Origin of the sequence: Nocardia sp. NPDC047648, from assembly GCF_040642815.1 — a bacterium.
Classification (GTDB): Bacteria; Actinomycetota; Actinomycetes; order Mycobacteriales; family Mycobacteriaceae; genus Nocardia; species Nocardia gamkensis.
The window spans coordinates 593,537-611,558 of record NZ_JBEYSX010000001.1 but is presented as its reverse complement, the minus strand read 5'-3'; the positions used below and the strand labels follow the sequence as shown (position 1 = coordinate 611,558).

Genomic DNA, 18,022 nt, shown 5'->3' with positions numbered 1-18,022 from the left:
ACTACGGCGCGGCGGGAAAGATCGCGGGCAGCGTCAGCGCGTACTCCACGTCGACGCGCGTGCCGAGCGTCGTGAGCAGCACGCGGATCATCGTCAGGCGCGCCGCCGCGACGGTGTCCGCGTCCGGTTCGGCGCCGGGCGCGGTGCCCGCGGAGATCCGGTAGACCACGTACTCGCACAGGTGCAGCGCCGCGTCCAGGTCGAGCGGGCTCGGCACCGGCCTGCCCAGCTCGGCGAACGTCTCGCGCACCAGATCGCGGATGTCGTCGAGCGCGCGCTCGCGGTACGCCGACACCGGCGAGCCCGGATCGTGCAGCTCGGCGAACAGCGGCCGCAGCATGGGGCCGTGCCCGCGCGCCCAGTCCAGGTAGGCGTCGATCAGCCGGATACCCAGCTCGACCGGCTCGTCGGTGCCCGCCAGCGCCGCGCGGATGCCGCCGACCAACCCCTCGTTGGAACTGTCGAGCACCGCGAGCAGCGGTTCGTTCGCGTTGCCGAAGTAGCGGTAGAAGGTCGGCCTGGCCAGTCCCGCCTGCTCGATGATCTGCGCGACGCTCAGCCCACGGGAACCCGTGCGGGTGAACACCTCCGCCGTCGCGAGCACGATCCGGGCGCGGACCTCCTCGGCCTGCTCCTGCGTCTGCGGTGGCCTGCCGCGCCGCGCGGCCGTCGGCTCAGCCTGCATAGTGCCGCCTCACAACGCGGCCCCCTGGATCCCTGTGCGCCACGACGAACAGCTTGACACGAGGTGTGACATAGATATTAATCTAACACCACTGTTCATTTAATGGGGCGCGTCCGCGGCGCGGTCCACCGTCCCCGAGAGGGCAGACCATGACGACCGCCTCCCACCCGGCCACCGCCGACGCGCTGTCCCCGTCACTGGTGCAGCCGTTGCTCGCGCACGCCGTCGCCGGAGGCGCGCCCGCCGTCGAAGTTTTCGCCCCCGCGACCGGCGCGAAGATCGTCGATCTGCCGCAGTCCTCCGCCGACGACATCGAGACCGCGTTCGCCACCGCTCGCGAAGCCCAGCGCCAGTGGGCGCGACGTCCGGTGCGGGAACGGATCGCGGTGCTGCGCCGATTCCACGACATCGTGCTGGCCGAGCAGGACGCCATCCTCGACATCGTGCAGACCGAGACCGGCAAGGCCCGGGCCCACGCCTTCGACGAGGTCGGCGACGTGGCCGTGAACGCCAGGTACTACGCCTCGGTGGCGGCGCGGCTGCTGGCCACGCGCAAACCGCGCGGGGTGCTTCCGGTGCTCACCCAGGTCGACGTGCGGCATCGGCCCAAGGGAGTGGTCGCGGTCATCTCGCCGTGGAACTACCCGCTGGCGCTGGCCGCCTCCGACGCGCTGCCCGCCCTCGTCGCGGGCAACGCGGTGGTGGCGCGTCCGGATAACCAGACGGCGCTCACCGCGCTGTGGGCCATCGATGCCGCCGTGCGCGCCGGATTGCCGCGCGGGCTCTGGCAGGCGGTGCTCGGCCGGGGATCGGTGATCGGCGGTGAGGTGATCGCCCGCGCCGACTACGTCGACTACACCGGCTCCAGCGCGACCGGACGGACCATCGCCCGGCAGGCGGGTGAGCGCCTGATCGGCTACTCGCTCGAACTCGGCGGCAAGAACCCGCTGCTGGTGCTCGCCGACGCGGACGTCTCACGCGCCGCCAAGATCGCCATCCGGGCCTGCTTCGCCTCGGCGGGACAGCTGTGCGAGTCGATGGAACGCATCTACGTGCACGACAGCGTCTACGACCGCTTCGTCACCGAATTCGTCGGGCACGTCGAGGCCATCCGGCTCGGCGGCGGTCTGGACTACCACAGCGACATGGGTTCGCTGACCTTCCGGCGCCAGCTCGACACGGTCGTCGCGCATGTCGACGACGCGGTGGCCAAGGGCGCCACGGTGCTGGCGGGCGGTCGCGCGCGTCCGGACCTCGGACCGTATTTCTACGAGCCCACCGTGCTGGCCGGCGTGCGGCCTGGCATGACGGTTCACCGCGAGGAGACCTTCGGCCCCGTGGTCTCGATCTACCGCGTGAGCAGTGACGAGGAAGCCGTCGAACAGGCCAACGACACCGCCTACGGCCTCAACGCCAGTGTCTGGACCAAGGACACCGCCCGCGGTCGCGCGGTGGCGGCGCGGATCGAGGCGGGCTCGGTGAACGTCAACGAGGGCTTCATCGCCGCATGGGGCAGCGCCGACGCGCCGTCCGGCGGGCTCGGCATCTCCGGCACCGGACGCAGGCACGGTCCCGAGGGCCTGCTCAAGTACATCGACACCCAGACCATCGCGGTGCAGCGGGTAGTGCCTATCGCTCCGCTGCCCGGCATGTCCGAAGCGCTCTGGGCCAAAACGATGACGCTGTATTTCGGCGTCATGAAAGCGCTTCGGCAGAAGTAACTCGCACGACTCACGGATCAGGAAGCGGTACGGATGAAACTGGACACGGTGGCGGGCAAGAGGGTCCTGGTCACGGGGGCCGCGATGGGCCTTGGCAAGCTGTTCGCCGAGCGGGCGGTGCGCGAAGGCGCCGCGGCGGTGGTGCTGTGGGACATCGACGAGGCCGCGCTGAAGGACACCGCCGCCGAGCTGACCGGCCGCGGCAGCGCCGTTCATCACTTCGTGGTGGACGTGGCCTCGCCCGAGGCGATCACCGAGGCGGCGTCCGGCGTGCGCGAGCAGGTCGGCGGCATCGACATCCTGGTCAACAACGCCGGCATCGTGCGCGGCAACAGCTACTTCTGGGAAACGCCGAACCGCGCCGACATCGACAAGACCATGGCGATCAACTCGCTCGCCCCGATGTACGTCACGCTCGAGTTCCTGCCCGCCATGGTCGCCGGAACCACCGACGCGCGGGTGCTGACCATCGCCTCCTCGGCGGGCCTGGTGTCCAACCCGCGCATGAGCGTGTACGCCGCCTCCAAGTGGGCGGCGCTGGGCTGGTCGGACTCGGTGCGCATCGAACTCGAACAGGCCGGCCACGAGCACGTGAAGATCACCACGGTCTGCCCGACCTACATCAACACCGGAATGTTCGAGGGCGCCAAGGGCTTCTTGTTCACCCCGATCCTGGACCAGGACAAGGTGGTCGACACGTCGTGGCGGGAGATGAAGAACGGCACCCCGCTGGTCGTGCTGCCGTGGACCTCGCGGCTGAACAAGGCGATCTCCGGCCTGCTGCCGATCAAGCTGCGTGACCTGTTCCTCGACTCGGTCGGCGTCTACCACTCCATGGACCAGTTCACCGGTCGCGAGAAGTAGAGCGCGGCGCGCTCGCCCCGGCGTCCGGAGATCACTGCGGCTCCACAGCGGGGCGTACGGGGCATATCGGTCACGGCCACCGAGCGGCGCGGTGAACTCCCAGGCCGCCGCTCGAATTGTGGACGGCGCTTCCTCGACGGGTGGCCGGCGGTGGTCAGCGTGGACGGGTGCCGATGACCACGGTCGCGTAGTGCGCTTCGGATGCCGCGACCCGGCCCGCGAGACCGTTCTCCGCCAGCACGGCGAGCGCGGTCGGCGCTTGATCCTCGCTGGACTCCACGAGCAGATGCCCGCCAGGAGACAGCCACTCGGCGGCCTCGGCCGCGACCCGGCGCAAGACGTCCAAACCGTCCGGGCCGCCGTCGAGGGCGGTGCGTGGTTCGTGGTCGCGGGCCTCCGGCGGCATCCGCGCGATCATCTCCGAGGGCACGTACGGGGTGTTGCAGAGCAGGATGTCGATGCAACCGCGCAATTCCCCGGGCAAGGGCTCGAAGAGATCCCCTCCGTAGACCGGTGCGCCGAGCGGGGTGAGATTCCGGCGGGCGCACTCGACCGCGATCGGATCGATGTCGGCGGCCGCCAGCGTGACCGGACGACCTTCCTCGGCGGCGGTCCGAGCCGCCGCCAGCCCGAGCGCGCCCGAGCCGCAGCACAGATCGACCACCACCGGATGACCCGTCCGGGCGTGGATCAGCTCGACCGCGCGGTCGACGAGGAACGCGGTGCGCTGCCGGGGCACGAAGACGCCGGGAGACACCGTCACCCGCAGCCCGTGGAACTCCGCCCAGCCGAGCAGGTGCTCCAGCGGGCTACCGGCGACGCGCTGGGCGACGAGCGATTCCAGCGCGACGCCGCTCTCCGCGGCGGCGGCCGTGAGCAGTCGCGCCTCGTCCTCGGCGAACACGCAGCCCGCCGCCCGGAGCCGGGCGACCACATCGGAATTTCCGGCTGACGTCACGGGGCCATCCTGCCGCGCCCACGCGGGACGCCGCCAATGAATTTCCCGGCGGTCGGGACCGGCGCGCTCGGCGCGAACCCCGATCGGCCGACAGCTAGCGTGCCGTGCTGAGCTGGAAGGTACGCGTGGCGTCGAGATAGATTCCGCGCTGGCCCGGCTTGCCGGGCGGCGGCAGCTGCGAGACCAGTTGTTCCAGCGAGGTCGTCGCGCCGACGACCCGGGTGCCCGCGACGACGAAATCGGCGACGGCACGGCGGATGTGGTTCGGCGAGGTCACCACGATCGCGCTCGTCGCACCGATATCCCGCAGCAGCCTCGTGCTGAACAGCGCGTTCTGCACGGTCGAGCCCGCGCGGCTCTCCACGTGGATGCGCGCGGGCGCCACGCCGTGGGCGACCAGCCAGTCGCGCATGGCCTCGGCCTCGGTGATGCCGTTCTGCGGATTCCCGCCGGTGACGACGATCGGCGACAGCGGAGCGGCGATGGACTGCAACCACGCCGCGGTGAGCCGGTTCACCAGTTCGGGGCGCAGCGCACCATCCGGCAACAAGCCGTAGCCGAGCACGACGATGCCGGTTTGCGGTCCCGCCAGCGCGGGCAGCGGGTTCGGCAGTGTGCCCACCGCGGCGCGCACGGCGCCGAGCACGTTGTCGGTGCCCTGTGCCAAGCCCGGATCGACCACGTGCAGCCGTGCCATGGCGTCCACGAACGCGGGCAGGTCACCGGCGTAGTCGGACCAGATCGCCTGCAGGGCGAGCGCTTCGGCGTCGGCGGGGTCGGCGCCGATCAGATTGCGCAGATCGGCCCGGCCCGCGGCGTCGTCGCCGTTGGTGAAGTGGCGCTGGGCGGAGTTGTACAGGGCGTCGGTCTCCGGCGCGGCGTGCGCGGGGACGCCGGCCAGGCCGGTGAGCGAGAACGCGGCGAACGACGCCGCGACGAGAAGTTTCCACTGCCTCGAGATCATCACTACAGTCGTCACCTTTCCGCTGTGGAACGGGTTGGCACGTGCTAGCAGTTAGCTGGGGCAAACACGAAATACCATACGGGCGAACTCTTCGTCCAACCGGCAATTCGGGAACGGGCTCACGCGATGTCGCTCCCGGTGTGCGGGCCGGGGGCGGAACCGGGGCGTTGGTTCGTTTTCGCGGCGGGACCTCGGCGGCTTCTTTCGGATCCGAAGGCGTTCGAAACTACTTGAATCACATTCGTGCACTGGGGAAGTGCCGTGGCGGCTGTTCACTGGCGTCGTCGGCGGTGTGGCTGTGCCGCCGGCGTGCCGTGGTCGGCGGCTATCGTCCGGCTGCGTGCGTCGTTCGGCCTCGTCGCGGTCGCACGGCCTGATCGAGTCGGGTTCGCCGTGCGATTGCCTCGAGTTTGCGTCGCCGCACGCGGGCGGGGGAGGAACATGTCCGGCCGCGCCCGTTAGGCTGTGTCAACGTGGATACCGTTTCGCTGTCCGGCAAGGAACTCGCCGCCGCCATCAACGCCGACACCAAGGCCCGCGCCGCCGCGCTCACCGACGGCGGCGCCGCCCCGCGTCTCGCCCTGGTGGTGGCGAACGACGACCCGGCGAGCACCTGGTATGTGAACTCGCTCCGCAAGGCGGCCGAGCGACTCGGAATAGCCTGCGACACGGTCGATCTCGGTCCCGAGGCGAGCGCCGCGGAGATCCGCGCCGAGCTCACCGCGCGCGGTGCGGACTCGGCGACCGACGCGATCATGCTGCAGACGCCCCTCCCGGCGGGTGTCACGCTCGACGACGTGAGTTCCGCGATCGTCGCGTCCAAGGACGTCGACGGCGTCAGCCCGCTGTCGCTCGGCCTGCTCGCGGCCGGGCTGGACGGTTTCGTCCCCGCCACCTCCGAGGCCGTTGTCGAACTGCTCGAACACCACGAGATCCCGCTGACCGGCCGGCACGTCGCGGTCGTCGGCCGCTCGAACGTCGTCGGGAAGCCGCTGGCGCAGTTGCTGCTGGCGAAAGATGCGACCGTCACGGTGTGCCATTCCCGCACCGCCGACCTCGCCGCCGTCACCGCCACCGCCGACGTCGTCGTCGCCGCGGCGGGCCGCATCGGCCTGATCTCCGGCGAGCACGTCCGGGAGGGCGCGGTGGTCATCGATGTCGGCACCAACGAGGCTCCCGACGGCAAGATCGTCGGCGATGTCGACGCCGAGTCGGTGCGCGGCAAGGCGGCTGGGCTCAGCCCCGTGCCCGGTGGCGTGGGCCCGGTCACCACGGCCCTGCTGATGCGCCACGTCGTCACCGCCGCCGAATCAGACCGGCCGAGCGGCTCTGCGTGAGAAGCCGCCTCACCCCCGGGCGATGGCGCTGATGAGCGTGCGGCTGCCGTCCTTGGTGGTGGTGACGACCTGCGGGTTGTAGGTGACCGGCTGCTGCCCGGGGCGATGTTCGGTGACCACCACGGTGTACTGGCCCGCGAACGCGCCGGGAGTGATCGCCACGCAGTGGGTGGTGCCCGCGGGGATGCTGTCGATGCCGCGCTGGATGGCGTCGGCGGCCTGTACCGCGGCGTCCGCGGTGGTGGTGGCGCGAACCTGCTCGCCGGACCGGTCCACGTAATAGGCGTGCTGGAAGGCGAAGATCACCGCGGGACCGGAATCGAAGCCGCCTACGCCATTGCCCTGGATCCGGTTGCCGACCCGCTCGGCGGGGCACTGCGCGACCGGCGCCGCCGGAGCGGTGCCCTGCGCGGACGGGACCGGTGCGGCGGCCTGCCGGTCGGAGCCGCCGGTCCCGAACTGGAGGAAGGCCGCGAAGCCGAGCGCGGCGACGCCGAGCGTGCCGAGCAGTGGTACCGCCCACCGTCGTGTCTTACGCGGGGCGGGAGAGCGGTCGATCAGTCCCGCGAACTGATCTTCGTACTCGTCCGGACCGGGCGCCTGCGTGTGCACGGGTTCGGTGGGCTGCGCCTGGTCCTGCGGCCGATCCACCCACGTGGCCCACTCGCCGCGGTACTCCTCGCCGGCCGGCGCCTGCCCGGGCACCCCGGTGCCATACGGATTTCCCCGGTCGTAGCCGGGTCGCGCGCTCATCTCCGGTCGATCCATCGCCCCGCCCTTCATCAGGTCCCCGTCAGATTAACCGCATCGCCACGACGCGGGAACGCCCTGCCGCGTTCACAATTGAGCCGTCCGCCTACCGGAGGATACCGGCGGGTCTCCCACCCGGCCTCGGGGTGGCCGGTGGGCGGGTGTCACTTCAGCAGAGCCAGCCATTCGTGTTCGGGATAGTGGTCGGACACGTAGGTCCGCACCACGGTGCGCTGGGCGGTGCTCAACTCCGGCCAGGTCCGTTCGAGGTCGACGCGGTCTTTCGGCCGGGCCTGTTTCACCTTGAAGATCAGCACGAACTCGGGATTCAGGTAGCGGATGCCGTCGTCCGCGATCCAGGTCACCTCGTCGAGGGGCGCGACCACGGTCCGATCGCGCCGGTTGACCCAGGCGCCTCGCTGCCCGGGATTCAGCAGGAGATCGATCAGCCACGGAGACCGTGCGTTCGCCCGCAGCCAGACCTGGTCGGCGCTGTCGGGCAAGGCGGGGAAGCGGTCATCCACGGGGCGAATGCCGTCCGGGCCCGCAGACCAGATGTGCAAGCGGCCTCGCGCCGCGGCGCGCAGAGCGGGCAGATCGGCACGGAACATCGACGCGTCGACATCACTGTGCTCGCGCCGCGTTCCGGTCCAGGCGTCGATCGCCCACCCGCCCGCGATCCACCACGGGGCGTCGATGTCGCCGAGGATCTCGCCCACATCGCGCGGGGTGACGAGAGCCCATGGGCCCCAGAGGTCTTGGAACTCGGCTTCCTTCGCGTCACGCGGTGGTGGGATCGGAAACTCGCGCAAGGATGGCCCTCCCCTCGGGTATGCCGCCAGACGCTACCCGGCGGAGGGCGCCGTTCACCAGTGCGTGACGACCGGATCGCCGACGCCGATCGTGTGATAGACCCACTCGGCGTCGTCGCGGGAGAGGTTGATGCAGCCGTGGCTGACGTTCGCGTAACCCTGCTGGTCCACCGACCATGGCGCCGAGTGGATGAAAACGCCTCCCCACGTGAGCCTCTCGGCGAATTCGCCGTTGATGACGTAGCCCTCCGGCGAACTCAGCGGGATGCCGATGGTGCGGGAGTCGAACACGACGGAACGGAACTTCTCCAGCACCGGCCAGGTGCCGGCCGGTGTTTCGTACCCCGGCTTGCCCATCGAGGCCGGCATCGTGCGGACGACGGTGCCGCCGACGGTGACCGTGAAGGTATGCGCCGACATGTTCGCCTCGCCGAAAACGCCCGCGTTGGTGCGGAATTCCGTGCGCGCGCCACCGACCGAGACGAAGACGGTGGCCTCGGCGGGCAGGAACCCGCTCGGCGTCCAGACGGCTTCGCGATCGTCGGTCCACGCGAATGTGCCCGGCAACGGCCGGGTCGTTCTGATGTCGATGGATTGTTCCGTCTTCGCGCGATCCGTGACAGGTGCGGCGAACCGAATGGTCACGGGATGAGCCACGCCCACCACCTGGCCGTTCGAGGGTCCGATCGCTGCCACCGGAGGCGTCGGCCGCACGATCATCGTCGCGGCCGCCGCACCCGACCCGAACGCGGCCAGTGCCACGATCACGGTCGCGAGGAACAGGTACCGAATGGCGCTCCTCATGGCGTCCACCCCTTCGAGCTGGTGTGGTAGGCAAGGAACATTTTAGGCCCCCATGATCAACTCGGCCACGGATAGAACCGGTCCACGGTCCGGTTGCGCTGGGGTAGGCCCACCAATGACCGCGTACCCCGCCGGGTGCGGTCGAAACGGCAGTGAGTCGCTCGAGTTCTGCGGCAGGGGCCCGACGAGGCGGTCAGCGCGCGAGTCCGCGCGGCAGCGGTTCCGGTTCGGCCGCGGCTCGTGTGTCGAATTCCGCTCGCGCGGCGAGGATTCGGTCCTGGTGTTCGACGGCCCAGACGCCCATGGCGTGACTGATCGCACCGATGCTCGCGCCGAGTTCGGTGAGCGAATACTCCACCCGGGGCGGCACCGTGGGGTAGACCGCCCGGCGCACGAGGCCCTCCCGCTCCAAGTTGCGCAGGGTTCGGGTGAGCATCTTCTGCGTGATGCCGTCGAGGCGGCGGCGCAGTTCGTTGAAGCGGATCGGCCCGGCATGGGAGCGCAGGACGCTCAGCACCAGCATCACCCACTTGTCGGCGAGAACGGCCAGCACTTCCCGCGCGGGGCAGTGATGCAGGTAGCTCTCGACCAGGCTGCCGGTCTCCGGCCGGTCACATCCGGTATCCATGGGGAACCTCGGTATCAAGAAGGTGCCTTCTTCCCGAAAGGTACCAGGTGGCCACAGAATCGGTACATGCTCGCAATCACGCAGTACGCGTTCGGTGGCCCGGAAGTCCTCGAGGTGGTCGAGGTGGATCGGCCTCGGCCCGGCCCGGGGGAGGTGCTGGTACGGGTCGCCGCGACCAGCGTCAACGCAGCCGATTGGAAGGTGCGCGCCGGACTGATCGGGAAGCTCGGCGATCCACCGCTGACGCTGGGACTCGACGTGGCGGGTGTCGTCGAGGAACTCGGCGCCGGAGTGGACAGGTTCGCGATCGGCGCTCGCGTGTACGGCATGGTGTTCGGCGGAGCGAACGCGGAATACGTGGTGGCGCAGGCGCACACGCTGGCCGCGGTGCCGAGGAACATCGATCTGGTACACGCGGCGGCACTGCCGACGGCGGCGCTGACCGCCTGGCAGGCGCTGGCCGCGCTCGGTGCCGGGGAGCGCGTGCTGGTGCACGCGGCCGCGGGAGGCGTCGGGCATCTGGCGGTGCAGATCGCCAGGCATCGCGGAGCGCACGTGATCGGCACCGCGCGTGCGGTCAACCACGAGTACCTGCGCGGTCTCGGCGCCGACGAGGTGATCGACTACACCGCGGTCGATTTCGGCGCCGCGGTGCGCGACGTCGACTTCGTGCTGGATCTGGTCGGCGGTGCGTACGGGTCCCGATCCCTCGAGGTGCTGCGTCCCGACGGCAGGTTGATCGACACCCAGGGTTCGGACGCGGAAGCGGACCCGCGTTACGAGCGGTTCTATGTCGAACCCTCTGCGGTATCACTGCGTGAGATCACCACGATGGTCGAACGCGGTCACCTCCGTGCGACGATCGACCAGGTGCTGCCGCTCTCGGACGCCGCGAAGGCGCACGAACTCGGCGAGTCGGGACGGGTGCGCGGCAAGGTCGTACTGGTCGCCTGGAATCCGCCCGCCTGAACGGGCGGCCCCCGCGCGATCGCGCGGCTACCGGCGGACGGCGTGCACGACGTCGGCGTGCAGGGCGTCCGCCCGCGCGGTCAGCTCCTCGATCCGCATCAGGACCGCGGCGAACCGGTCGCCCTCGGCGGCGGGCAGCGATGCCACGTTGATCTCGATGTTGAGCTGCGAGGTGGTCGCGGCGGCGCGGCAGGCGTCGGCGGCGGCGCCGATATCGGTGACGACGTTCGGATTCCCGATCGGGAACAGCTCCGCGGCCAGCGACAGCACCTCGTCGGCCTCGTCGACGACCTCGGCGGGCACGCGGGCGGCCTCGATCAGCGCGGCATTGATCGCCGCGGTGCGTGCGGCGAGGTCCTCCGGGGTGTCCTTGGGCAGCTTGTAGGCGGCGCCGACGGCTGTGAACGCGGCGGCGTCGGCGGCGGCCAGCGCGAGCGCGCGCTCGCGGGCGGCGTCGGCGGCTTCGATGATCCGGTCGATCACCGGCCGGTTCTCGGCGTCCTTGGCGCGAGTGGTGTAGCGCGCGACCATCGCGACGAGCGCGGCGCCCTGCGCGGCGTGCAACGCCGCCACCGCGCCGCCGCCCGGTGCGGGAATCTTGGCGGCCAGATCGCCCAGGTACTGCGCGAGGGTGACCTCGCCGGAGGACGGCGCAGTTTCCGTGGACGACGAGCTGGGCTGCGACACGTGCGTATTGCCTTTCGTTCTACGGCGAGGAAGGACTACGAGTAGACGCTACCCCGTGGCGCCGCCGCCTCGGGCGTGACCACGCCTTGCCGGGCTCGCACCCGGCCGGTGCGCGGCCGGGACGTACCCGCCGTTATGTTGAGTGCTATGCGGATCGGATTGAGCATCAACTACTCGGGGGGCTTCAAAGAGGCGGCGGCCGAAGTCGCCGACCTCGAGCGGGCGGGCCTGGACATCGTGTTCGTGCCCGAGGCGTACTCGTTCGACGCGGTGAGCGCGCTCGGTTACCTGGCCGCCAAGACCACGACCCTGCAGTTGGCCTCCGGCATCCTGCAGCTCTACACGCGCACACCGAGCCTGACCGCCATGACCGCGGCGGGCCTGGACTTCGTCTCCGACGGACGCTACGTGCTCGGGCTGGGCGCGTCGGGTCCGCAGGTGATCGAGGGCTTCCACGGTGTGCCCTACGACGCGCCGATCGGCCGCACCCGCGAACTGGTGGAGATCTGCCGCAAGGTCTGGCGGCGTGAGCGCCTGGAATATCAGGGCAAGTACTACCAGATCCCGCTCCCCGCCGACCGGGGCACCGGCCTCGGTAAGCCGCTCAAGCTGATCAACCACCCGGTGCGCGAGCGCATTCCGGTGCTGCTGGCCGCGCTCGGCCCGAAGAACGTGGAACTGGCCGCCGAGATCGCCGAGGGGTGGCAGCCGATTTTCTTCCTGCCGGAGAAGGCCAAGGAGGTGTGGGCGGACTCGCTCACCGCCGGTCTCGCCAAACGCGATCCGGTCCTCGGTGACCTGGACGTCTACGCGGGCCCGGCGCTGGCCATCGGGGACAACGTCGACCCGCTGCTGGAGTTCGTGAAGCCGCATCTGGCGCTCTACATCGGCGGCATGGGCGCCAAGGGCAAGAACTTCTACCACACCTTGGCCACGAAATACGGCTACGGCGCCGAGGCCGACCGCATCCAGGAGCTGTACCTGGCGGGGGAGAAGGAGGCCGCGACCAAGGCGGTGCCGGACCAGCTGGTCCGGGACATCTCCCTGGTCGGCCCGGCAGGCTACGTCAAGGAGCGGGTCGCGGCCTTCAGGGAGGCGGGCGTCACGGTCCTCAACGTGGTGCCGATGGCGGCCACCGCCGCCGAGCGCGTCAAGCTGATCGAACAGTTGCGCGAACTGGTCTGAGACAAGGCGCTGCCGCCGTCGACGGGTTCGACGGCGGCAGTGGCCGGGGTTATCTCTGGCGGAGCGCCGCCAGCGCGGCGTCCAGCGTCGAATGCAGCGCGAACACCTGATCCAGGCTGGTCATCTTCAGCTGCCTGCTGGTCGCCGGGCCCTCCGCGACGACCGCGATCGAGGTGGTCGAGCCCGCGCGCTGGTGGGCTGCCACGAGCGTCGCCATGCCCGCCGAGGCGAGGAAGCTGACCGAGGTGAGGTCGATGATCAGGGCCGCGGGCTTGCCGCTGAGAATGGCATCGATCGCGTTCTCCAGCGCGGGGGCTGTCGCCAGATCGACCTCGCCGGCCACCGTCAGCACCGTCGCGCCGTCGTGCGCCGCGACCGTGGTGGTCATCGTGTCCGCGAGGGGATACGCGTCTCCGGAAGTGTTGGTCACAACATCACAACACACAAATCGCGGCAGATTCGCAACCTTTGAGTGTTCATAGAGCTAACCATACCCCGTCGGCCGACCGGCCCGCCCGAGCAGGAGTCGGCCCCGCAGCGGCTCTCGATGGCCGTGCGCGAGCGGATGAGACCGGTGAACGGCAAGACCGCTTCGGCCATCGAAGCCCGGATGTCGGTGCGGGTGGCCGAACCACGGCTGGAGCGGCCGTCGATGTGCCCGGCGGTGGACGACCCCGACGCCGAACTCGGGTCCGATCGAGGCCGGCGTGGTGCGCCCGATCCAGAGTGCACTCACTCCCAGGGCTTGCGCCTTCGCTTGGGAGTCCGGCAGGGGTGGCCGCTCTGGGTCGACTCCACGAGCCCGGTGTAGACGCGCCTCGCTCCGCAGTCGGTTCGCCAGAGTTCGTCCCGCATTCGAGGCGGGCGCGGCTGATCACTTGACGCAGGGAATCGTCAGGTGGTTGGCGAGGACCGCGGCTTCGGCGGCGAGGCCCGGGGGATTGGTGGCGATGAACATCGAGTCCGCGGCCAGGTTGCCGAGGGCGTGCCAGGTGGGGTCGGGGTGGTCGCCGACGAGGAGGCGGCGGGTGCCGGCCTCGATGCGCAGACCGCCGGTCGGCGCGAGTTCCGCTGCGCCGGTGGCGATCAGTTCGCCGAGGAGCGGTTCGGTCTCCTGCGGTGTGGTGTAGGCGGGTGGGTTGACGGCGTTGAAGACGATGTCGGCGGGCCGGTCGGTGCCGTCGAACACCGTGAAACCACCGCCGGGCCGGGCCGTCAGCTTCGTGACACCCGGTCGCAGCCGTAACTGCCCGGAATCCAGCAGGCGCAGAATGATTCGCGCGTTGTGCGGCACCATCGGGGAGCTGAGACTGCTGATGGTCCGGAAATACTTCTCACGCAGCATCGTCCGGTCGTGCTCGGCGAGCACGGGCCAGAGGATCGGACCCATGGTCCGGATCGCCATGGTCAGCAGGCGGCGGCCCTGGTGAGGTGAATCGACCGCGTCCAATTGACGGCGCAGCCGGGTGGCCGGTTCCTCGGTCTCGGTTTCCAGGATCTCGGTGGCGAAGGATTCGAAATCCTGCCCCAGCTCCGCCAGTTCGGCGCGCATGAGTTCGACCAGCCGGGTGACCGAGACCGTGCCCTGCCCGGCCAGTTCCAGCGCCCGGGATGGCGTGAGGTGCTTCGGAGCCAAGGGCAACGGCCGCTGCTGGACGTACGGCAGCACGCCGCTGCGGGAAAGGAAGCTGATCGGCCCGGTATGGCCGTGGGCCGTCAGTGCCGCGGCGATGTCGACCGCGGTCAGTCCGCTGCCGATGATCGCGACGCGCGCGCTGGACGCCACATCGGCTGTTGTGGTCGCCAGCGGGTAGGGCTCATTCACATATCCGGGTGCGCCGGCCAATCCGTAATGGTCGCGGGGACGGCCGCTTCCGACACACAGGACGGCGCGGTCCACCGGATGGCTGCCGCCGTCGTCGGTGCGCAGCACAGCGCCGCTCTCACGGGCGAAGCCGGTAACCCGGGCGTTCACCACGCTCACTCGCCCGCCGCGGGCGCGCAACCGCGAGATCGCGGCGTGCGCGGTCTGCTCCAGATACGCGCCGTAGACACCACGCGGGACGAGGGGAACGCCCAGACCTGCATCGAGGTACTGGTCCAGATCGTCACCGCGCCACCTCCGCTCGGCGACGCGGGCAGCGGATGCCCGGACCAGGCCGTCACCGACGTGTCGCGCGGTGTCCTCGTTCGGGTCGAACCCCGAGGTGGCGGTGCGCTCGGTCCGTTCCGGGTGTTCGCGGCGCGGCTCCTCCCCGACGAGGGGCGCGCCGGGACGCTCGTCGAGGCACCCTGCCCCGTTGCCGCGGTCGCGCAGCCAGCGCTCGTAGTGGGCGCGGTCGTCGGCGCGTACCGACATCAGGGCGGGCGGGGCGTTCACCCGCACTGCCTCCAGATCCGGCTGGTACGGGCGGCCGCGCCATACGGCGGGGGAGCCGTCGAACACGGTGATGCTGCCGGGCGCCCGGTCGGCGGCGGCGAGCGCGTCGAGCAACGCGACCGCCGCGGCGCCCGCGCCGATGATGCCGATACGCATGGTTGTGCCTTCTTTCGTCGAGGTGCGCAGTGCGCACGGCCGCGGGGGGTCGTGGCCTCTCCGTTCCGCCGCTGCCGTGCGCTGACCAGCCTCGGCGGCCCCGGCCCGTACCGGCATCCCGCGATCGAGGGAATTTCGCCTCGGGCCTGTGGCTTATCCCTCATATGCGGGATGGCGGGTGAACGGGCGCGACAGCAGGATGACGAAGATGACCACGCCGACTCGACGCGCCGTCGACGCGCTGTGCACCGGCATCGCGCAAGCGCCCGACGCGCACGCGCTGTTCGCCGAGACCTCCGACCGGTTGCGCCGGGTCACGCCGTTCGATGCCGCTGTCTGGGTGGCCACCGATCCGATCAACGGGCTGACCACCGCGCCGGTGCGGGTGGAGAACCTGCACGAGGGCGGCTGCGGAACCTATTGGGAATCAGAGCTTTTCGCCGAGCACGTGAACCTCTTCCGCGATCTGGCGCTGGCCTCGGTGCCGGTGGCGGGGTTGCGGGAGGTGACCGGCGACCGGCCCACCCTCAGCCCGCTGTATCGAAGCTTCATGTGCCCGCGCGGTTTCGAGGACGAACTGCGCGCGGTGCTGCGAGTCGACGGGCAGCCGTGGGGGCAGCTGAGCCTGTTCCGGGAGCGCGGCCGCAAGCCGTTCCGGGCCACCGATATCGAGGTGGTCAACGCGTTGTCGACACCGATGGCCCGGCGGCTGCGCAGCTTCGCGCGGTCGTCGGAGCTGTCGGCCGCGCACCTCGCCGACGCGCCCGGCATGCTACTTTTCGACCAGACCGGCGGGCTGGTGTCACTGAACGACGAGGCTCGTCACCTGCTCGCCCAGATGCCGCCCGGGCCGACGACGCCGACCGCCACCGGCATCGCGCTACCGCTGCCGGTCTGGATCCTCAGCACCGCGGGCCGGGCCCGATCGACCGGTGAGAACTCCCGCATCCGCATCCGCTCCAGCACCGGCCGCTGGCTGGTCTGCCACGCCTCCTGCCTGCACGACGCCGACGGGCGTCCCGGGATGACCGCGATGGTAATCGCACCGGCCAAACCCTCCGAGGTCATGTCCCTGGTGGTCGCCGCCTACGAGTTGACCCCACGCGAACTGGAGGTCACCGAACTGATCGCCCGTGGCCTGGCCACCGGCGATATCGCCGCCCAGCTCTTCCTTTCCGCGCACACCGTCCGCGACCACGTGAAGGCCGTCTTCGAGAAGGTGGGCGTCACAAGCCGCGGCGAACTCGTCGCCAAACTCTTCACCGACCATTACGAACCCCTCGCCGCCCGCGACACCGTTCGTGTGCTGGACGCTGGGGCGAGGTAGACGTGCCCGAGCGTTCGCCCTGCCGGCGCGCGAGATTTCTCATCCCCGGTGCCCGCGGGAGGGAATGATCGAGTGGTGACGAAGACGGCGCATCCTGGCAGCGAAAGCCAGGCGGAGACCGCCGACGGCGAGCGGCAGGAACTGGAGACCATCGGAAGCTTCCGATTCTGGTTCGCCGACCACCGTTGGGAGTGGTCGGATCAGGTCGCGAGGTTGCACGGGTACGCGCCGGGGACGGTGGAGCCGACCACGGAACTGCTGCTGGCGCACAAGCATCCGGACGACCGCGCCACGGTCGCGGAGACGCTGGCCACGGCGGTGCGGACCGGTGAGCCTTTCTGCAGCAGGCACCGCATCATCGATGTGGCAGGCCGGGTGCATCACGTGCTGGTGGTGGGGGATCGATTGCACGACTCGACCGGCGCGACCGTGGGCACCACCGGCTACTACGTGGATCTGACCGGTCGGCTGGACGAGAACCGGCAGGAAGTGCTGAAGGAGACGCTGCCGGAGGTCGTGGCCGCACGGGAGGTCATCGAGCAGGCCAAAGGCATCCTGATGTTCATCTACGGCATCAACGCCGAGCAGGCGTTCGGGGTGTTGCAGTGGCGCTCCCAGGAGACCAACACCAAACTGCGCGATCTGGCGGCCAAACTCGTCGCCGCGGTCGTCGCGCAGGGCGGCGGGCCGGTTCAGCAGCGCACCCGCTTCGATCATCTGCTGCTGACCGTCCACGAACGACCCGACTGAATCCGGTTCACGACTCCTCGACCTCCGGCGGTGCGATCGCCGCCCCGGCCGAGAGCAGCCGCTGCGCCAGCGCATGACTGCGCCGTGCGAGTTCGGGAGGGTCGAGGATCTCGAAGTCGTGCCCCAGCAACAGCATGTGCACCAGCACGATGTCGAGACTGTCGTCCGCGCCACTGAGCACTTCACAGCGCTCGCTGCCGCGTGGTCGCACCACCGCCGCCGACGCGGGGATCTGCGCGCGCACCGTGTCGGCGCAGGCGTGCACCAGGAAGCGGGCGCGATGCGGATAGACCCGGCTCGCCACCCCTTCCTGCACGTAGGCCGCTGCCTCGGGCGCCGTGCGGGGACGGAAACGCCACGTCCGTGCGGACACATCGGTCATCCGATCCACGCGGAAGCTGCGCCAGTCGTCGCGATCGAGGTCGAAGGCCAGCAGGTACCAGCGGCGGTCGGAGGCGACCAGGCGGTAGGGCTCCACCCGCCGCCGTCGCACCTCGCTCCCGGCGGGGTAGTCGAAGCCCGCCTCCACCTCGTCGCGACAGGCTCTGGCCAGGGTCATGAGCACGCCGGGATCGACCGGGGCGCGCCCTCCGCCGAAGGACTCCACCGCACCGGAGAGCGCGCGCACCTCGTGCCGCAACCGGGTGGGCAGGACCCGGTCGAGCTTGGCCAGCGCTCGGAGTGCGGCGGCGCCGGCGCCCGCGACCGCGCCACCCGCGCCGACCAGCAGCGACACCGCCGTGACGATCGCTTCCTCGTCGTCGAGCAGCAGCGGCGGGAGGTCCTGCCCCCGGCCGAGCCGGTAACCGCCGCCGACACCTTGGTCGGCATGCACCAGGTAGCCGAGCGTGCGCAAGCGCTCGACATCGCGCCGGATCGTGCGCGCTGTGACGCCGAGCCGGTCGGCGAGTTCGGGCCCGGTCCAGACCTCGCGTTGCTGGAGCAATCCGAGCAGCGTCAGCACCCGCTCGGTCGTGCCCCGCTCGCCGCTCGCCGCCTCCATGTCGCTCAGCCTGCCAGAAATAGCGGACCGATTCTGTCCGCT

The 18,022-nt window shown here is 70.3% G+C and carries 18 protein-coding genes; 7 read left to right on the top strand and 11 right to left on the bottom strand.

All coding sequences use genetic code 11. From position 1 onward, the window contains the following. Position 1: 1 nt before the first annotated feature. The gene (locus ABZ803_RS02800) at positions 2–685 is read right to left on the bottom strand and encodes a TetR/AcrR family transcriptional regulator (protein WP_040867294.1); all 684 of its coding nucleotides are present in this window, start codon (positions 683–685) and stop codon (positions 2–4) included. Positions 686–834: 149 nt separating this feature from the next. Between ABZ803_RS02800 and ABZ803_RS02795 the strand changes: the two genes are divergently transcribed. Both ABZ803_RS02795 and ABZ803_RS02790 read left to right on the top strand, forming a co-directional pair. Beyond that, entirely contained in the window at positions 835–2,406 is a 1,572-nt protein-coding gene (locus ABZ803_RS02795; protein WP_357031873.1) for a succinic semialdehyde dehydrogenase, read from the top strand. A 33-nt stretch (positions 2,407–2,439) separates the two neighbouring features. Further along, positions 2,440–3,270 carry an SDR family NAD(P)-dependent oxidoreductase gene (locus tag ABZ803_RS02790; RefSeq protein ID WP_357031870.1) on the top strand — a complete coding sequence of 277 codons (831 nt, stop codon included), beginning with the start codon at positions 2,440–2,442 and terminating at the stop codon, positions 3,268–3,270. Between the two features lie 154 nt (positions 3,271–3,424). On the opposite strand, the gene ABZ803_RS02785 is transcribed toward ABZ803_RS02790, so the two are convergent. After that, positions 3,425–4,228 carry a putative protein N(5)-glutamine methyltransferase gene (locus ABZ803_RS02785; RefSeq protein WP_357031868.1) on the bottom strand — a complete coding sequence of 268 codons (804 nt, stop codon included), beginning with the start codon at positions 4,226–4,228 and terminating at the stop codon, positions 3,425–3,427. A gap of 94 nt (positions 4,229–4,322) precedes the next feature. After that, a complete protein-coding gene (locus ABZ803_RS02780; RefSeq protein ID WP_084499334.1) occupies positions 4,323–5,192 on the bottom strand; it encodes a YdcF family protein in 870 nt (289 codons plus the stop codon). Positions 5,193–5,665: 473 nt separating this feature from the next. On the opposite strand from ABZ803_RS02780, the gene ABZ803_RS02775 reads away from it, so the two are divergent. Beyond that, the gene (locus ABZ803_RS02775) at positions 5,666–6,529 is read left to right on the top strand and encodes a bifunctional 5,10-methylenetetrahydrofolate dehydrogenase/5,10-methenyltetrahydrofolate cyclohydrolase (protein ID WP_357031865.1); all 864 of its coding nucleotides are present in this window, start codon (positions 5,666–5,668) and stop codon (positions 6,527–6,529) included. Between the two features lie 9 nt (positions 6,530–6,538). Here ABZ803_RS02775 and ABZ803_RS02770 read toward each other — a convergent pair whose 3' ends face one another. From ABZ803_RS02770 to ABZ803_RS02755, 4 genes are all read right to left on the bottom strand, one after another. Beyond that, a complete protein-coding gene (locus ABZ803_RS02770) occupies positions 6,539–7,282 on the bottom strand; it encodes a hypothetical protein (RefSeq protein WP_357031862.1) in 744 nt (247 codons plus the stop codon). A gap of 161 nt (positions 7,283–7,443) precedes the next feature. Next, positions 7,444–8,091 carry a hypothetical protein gene (locus ABZ803_RS02765; RefSeq protein WP_357031859.1) on the bottom strand — a complete coding sequence of 216 codons (648 nt, stop codon included), beginning with the start codon at positions 8,089–8,091 and terminating at the stop codon, positions 7,444–7,446. Positions 8,092–8,145: 54 nt separating this feature from the next. Beyond that, positions 8,146–8,895 carry a L,D-transpeptidase gene (locus ABZ803_RS02760; RefSeq protein ID WP_357031856.1) on the bottom strand — a complete coding sequence of 250 codons (750 nt, stop codon included), beginning with the start codon at positions 8,893–8,895 and terminating at the stop codon, positions 8,146–8,148. 193 nt (positions 8,896–9,088) lie between these two features. After that, the gene (locus tag ABZ803_RS02755; protein ID WP_357031853.1) at positions 9,089–9,523 is read right to left on the bottom strand and encodes a helix-turn-helix domain-containing protein; all 435 of its coding nucleotides are present in this window, start codon (positions 9,521–9,523) and stop codon (positions 9,089–9,091) included. 66 nt (positions 9,524–9,589) lie between these two features. On the opposite strand from ABZ803_RS02755, the gene ABZ803_RS02750 reads away from it, so the two are divergent. Next, positions 9,590–10,492 carry an NADP-dependent oxidoreductase gene (locus ABZ803_RS02750; RefSeq protein WP_357031852.1) on the top strand — a complete coding sequence of 301 codons (903 nt, stop codon included), beginning with the start codon at positions 9,590–9,592 and terminating at the stop codon, positions 10,490–10,492. Positions 10,493–10,519: 27 nt separating this feature from the next. Here the strand turns inward: ABZ803_RS02750 and ABZ803_RS02745 are convergent, their stop codons facing one another. Beyond that, positions 10,520–11,179, bottom strand: coding sequence for a cyclodeaminase/cyclohydrolase family protein (locus tag ABZ803_RS02745; RefSeq protein ID WP_357031849.1), 660 nt, complete (start codon positions 11,177–11,179; stop codon positions 10,520–10,522). A gap of 147 nt (positions 11,180–11,326) precedes the next feature. Here ABZ803_RS02745 and ABZ803_RS02740 point away from each other — a divergent pair, with 147 nt between their 5' ends. Then, entirely contained in the window at positions 11,327–12,364 is a 1,038-nt protein-coding gene (locus ABZ803_RS02740) for an LLM class F420-dependent oxidoreductase (protein ID WP_040867281.1), read from the top strand. Positions 12,365–12,413: 49 nt separating this feature from the next. Here the strand turns inward: ABZ803_RS02740 and ABZ803_RS02735 are convergent, their stop codons facing one another. Next, positions 12,414–12,752 carry an STAS domain-containing protein gene (locus tag ABZ803_RS02735; protein WP_062972869.1) on the bottom strand — a complete coding sequence of 113 codons (339 nt, stop codon included), beginning with the start codon at positions 12,750–12,752 and terminating at the stop codon, positions 12,414–12,416. A 486-nt stretch (positions 12,753–13,238) separates the two neighbouring features. Next, entirely contained in the window at positions 13,239–14,900 is a 1,662-nt protein-coding gene (locus tag ABZ803_RS02730; protein ID WP_357031845.1) for an FAD/NAD(P)-binding protein, read from the bottom strand. Between the two features lie 208 nt (positions 14,901–15,108). Here ABZ803_RS02730 and ABZ803_RS02725 point away from each other — a divergent pair, with 208 nt between their 5' ends. Both ABZ803_RS02725 and ABZ803_RS02720 read left to right on the top strand, forming a co-directional pair. After that, positions 15,109–16,227 carry a LuxR C-terminal-related transcriptional regulator gene (locus ABZ803_RS02725; protein ID WP_357031842.1) on the top strand — a complete coding sequence of 373 codons (1,119 nt, stop codon included), beginning with the start codon at positions 15,109–15,111 and terminating at the stop codon, positions 16,225–16,227. A gap of 141 nt (positions 16,228–16,368) precedes the next feature. Beyond that, positions 16,369–16,977, top strand: coding sequence for a PAS and ANTAR domain-containing protein (locus tag ABZ803_RS02720; RefSeq protein WP_357032646.1), 609 nt, complete (start codon positions 16,369–16,371; stop codon positions 16,975–16,977). Positions 16,978–16,984: 7 nt separating this feature from the next. On the opposite strand, the gene ABZ803_RS02715 is transcribed toward ABZ803_RS02720, so the two are convergent. Then, positions 16,985–17,980, bottom strand: coding sequence for a WYL domain-containing protein (locus tag ABZ803_RS02715; protein ID WP_357031837.1), 996 nt, complete (start codon positions 17,978–17,980; stop codon positions 16,985–16,987). Between the last annotated feature and the right edge of the window lie 42 nt (positions 17,981–18,022).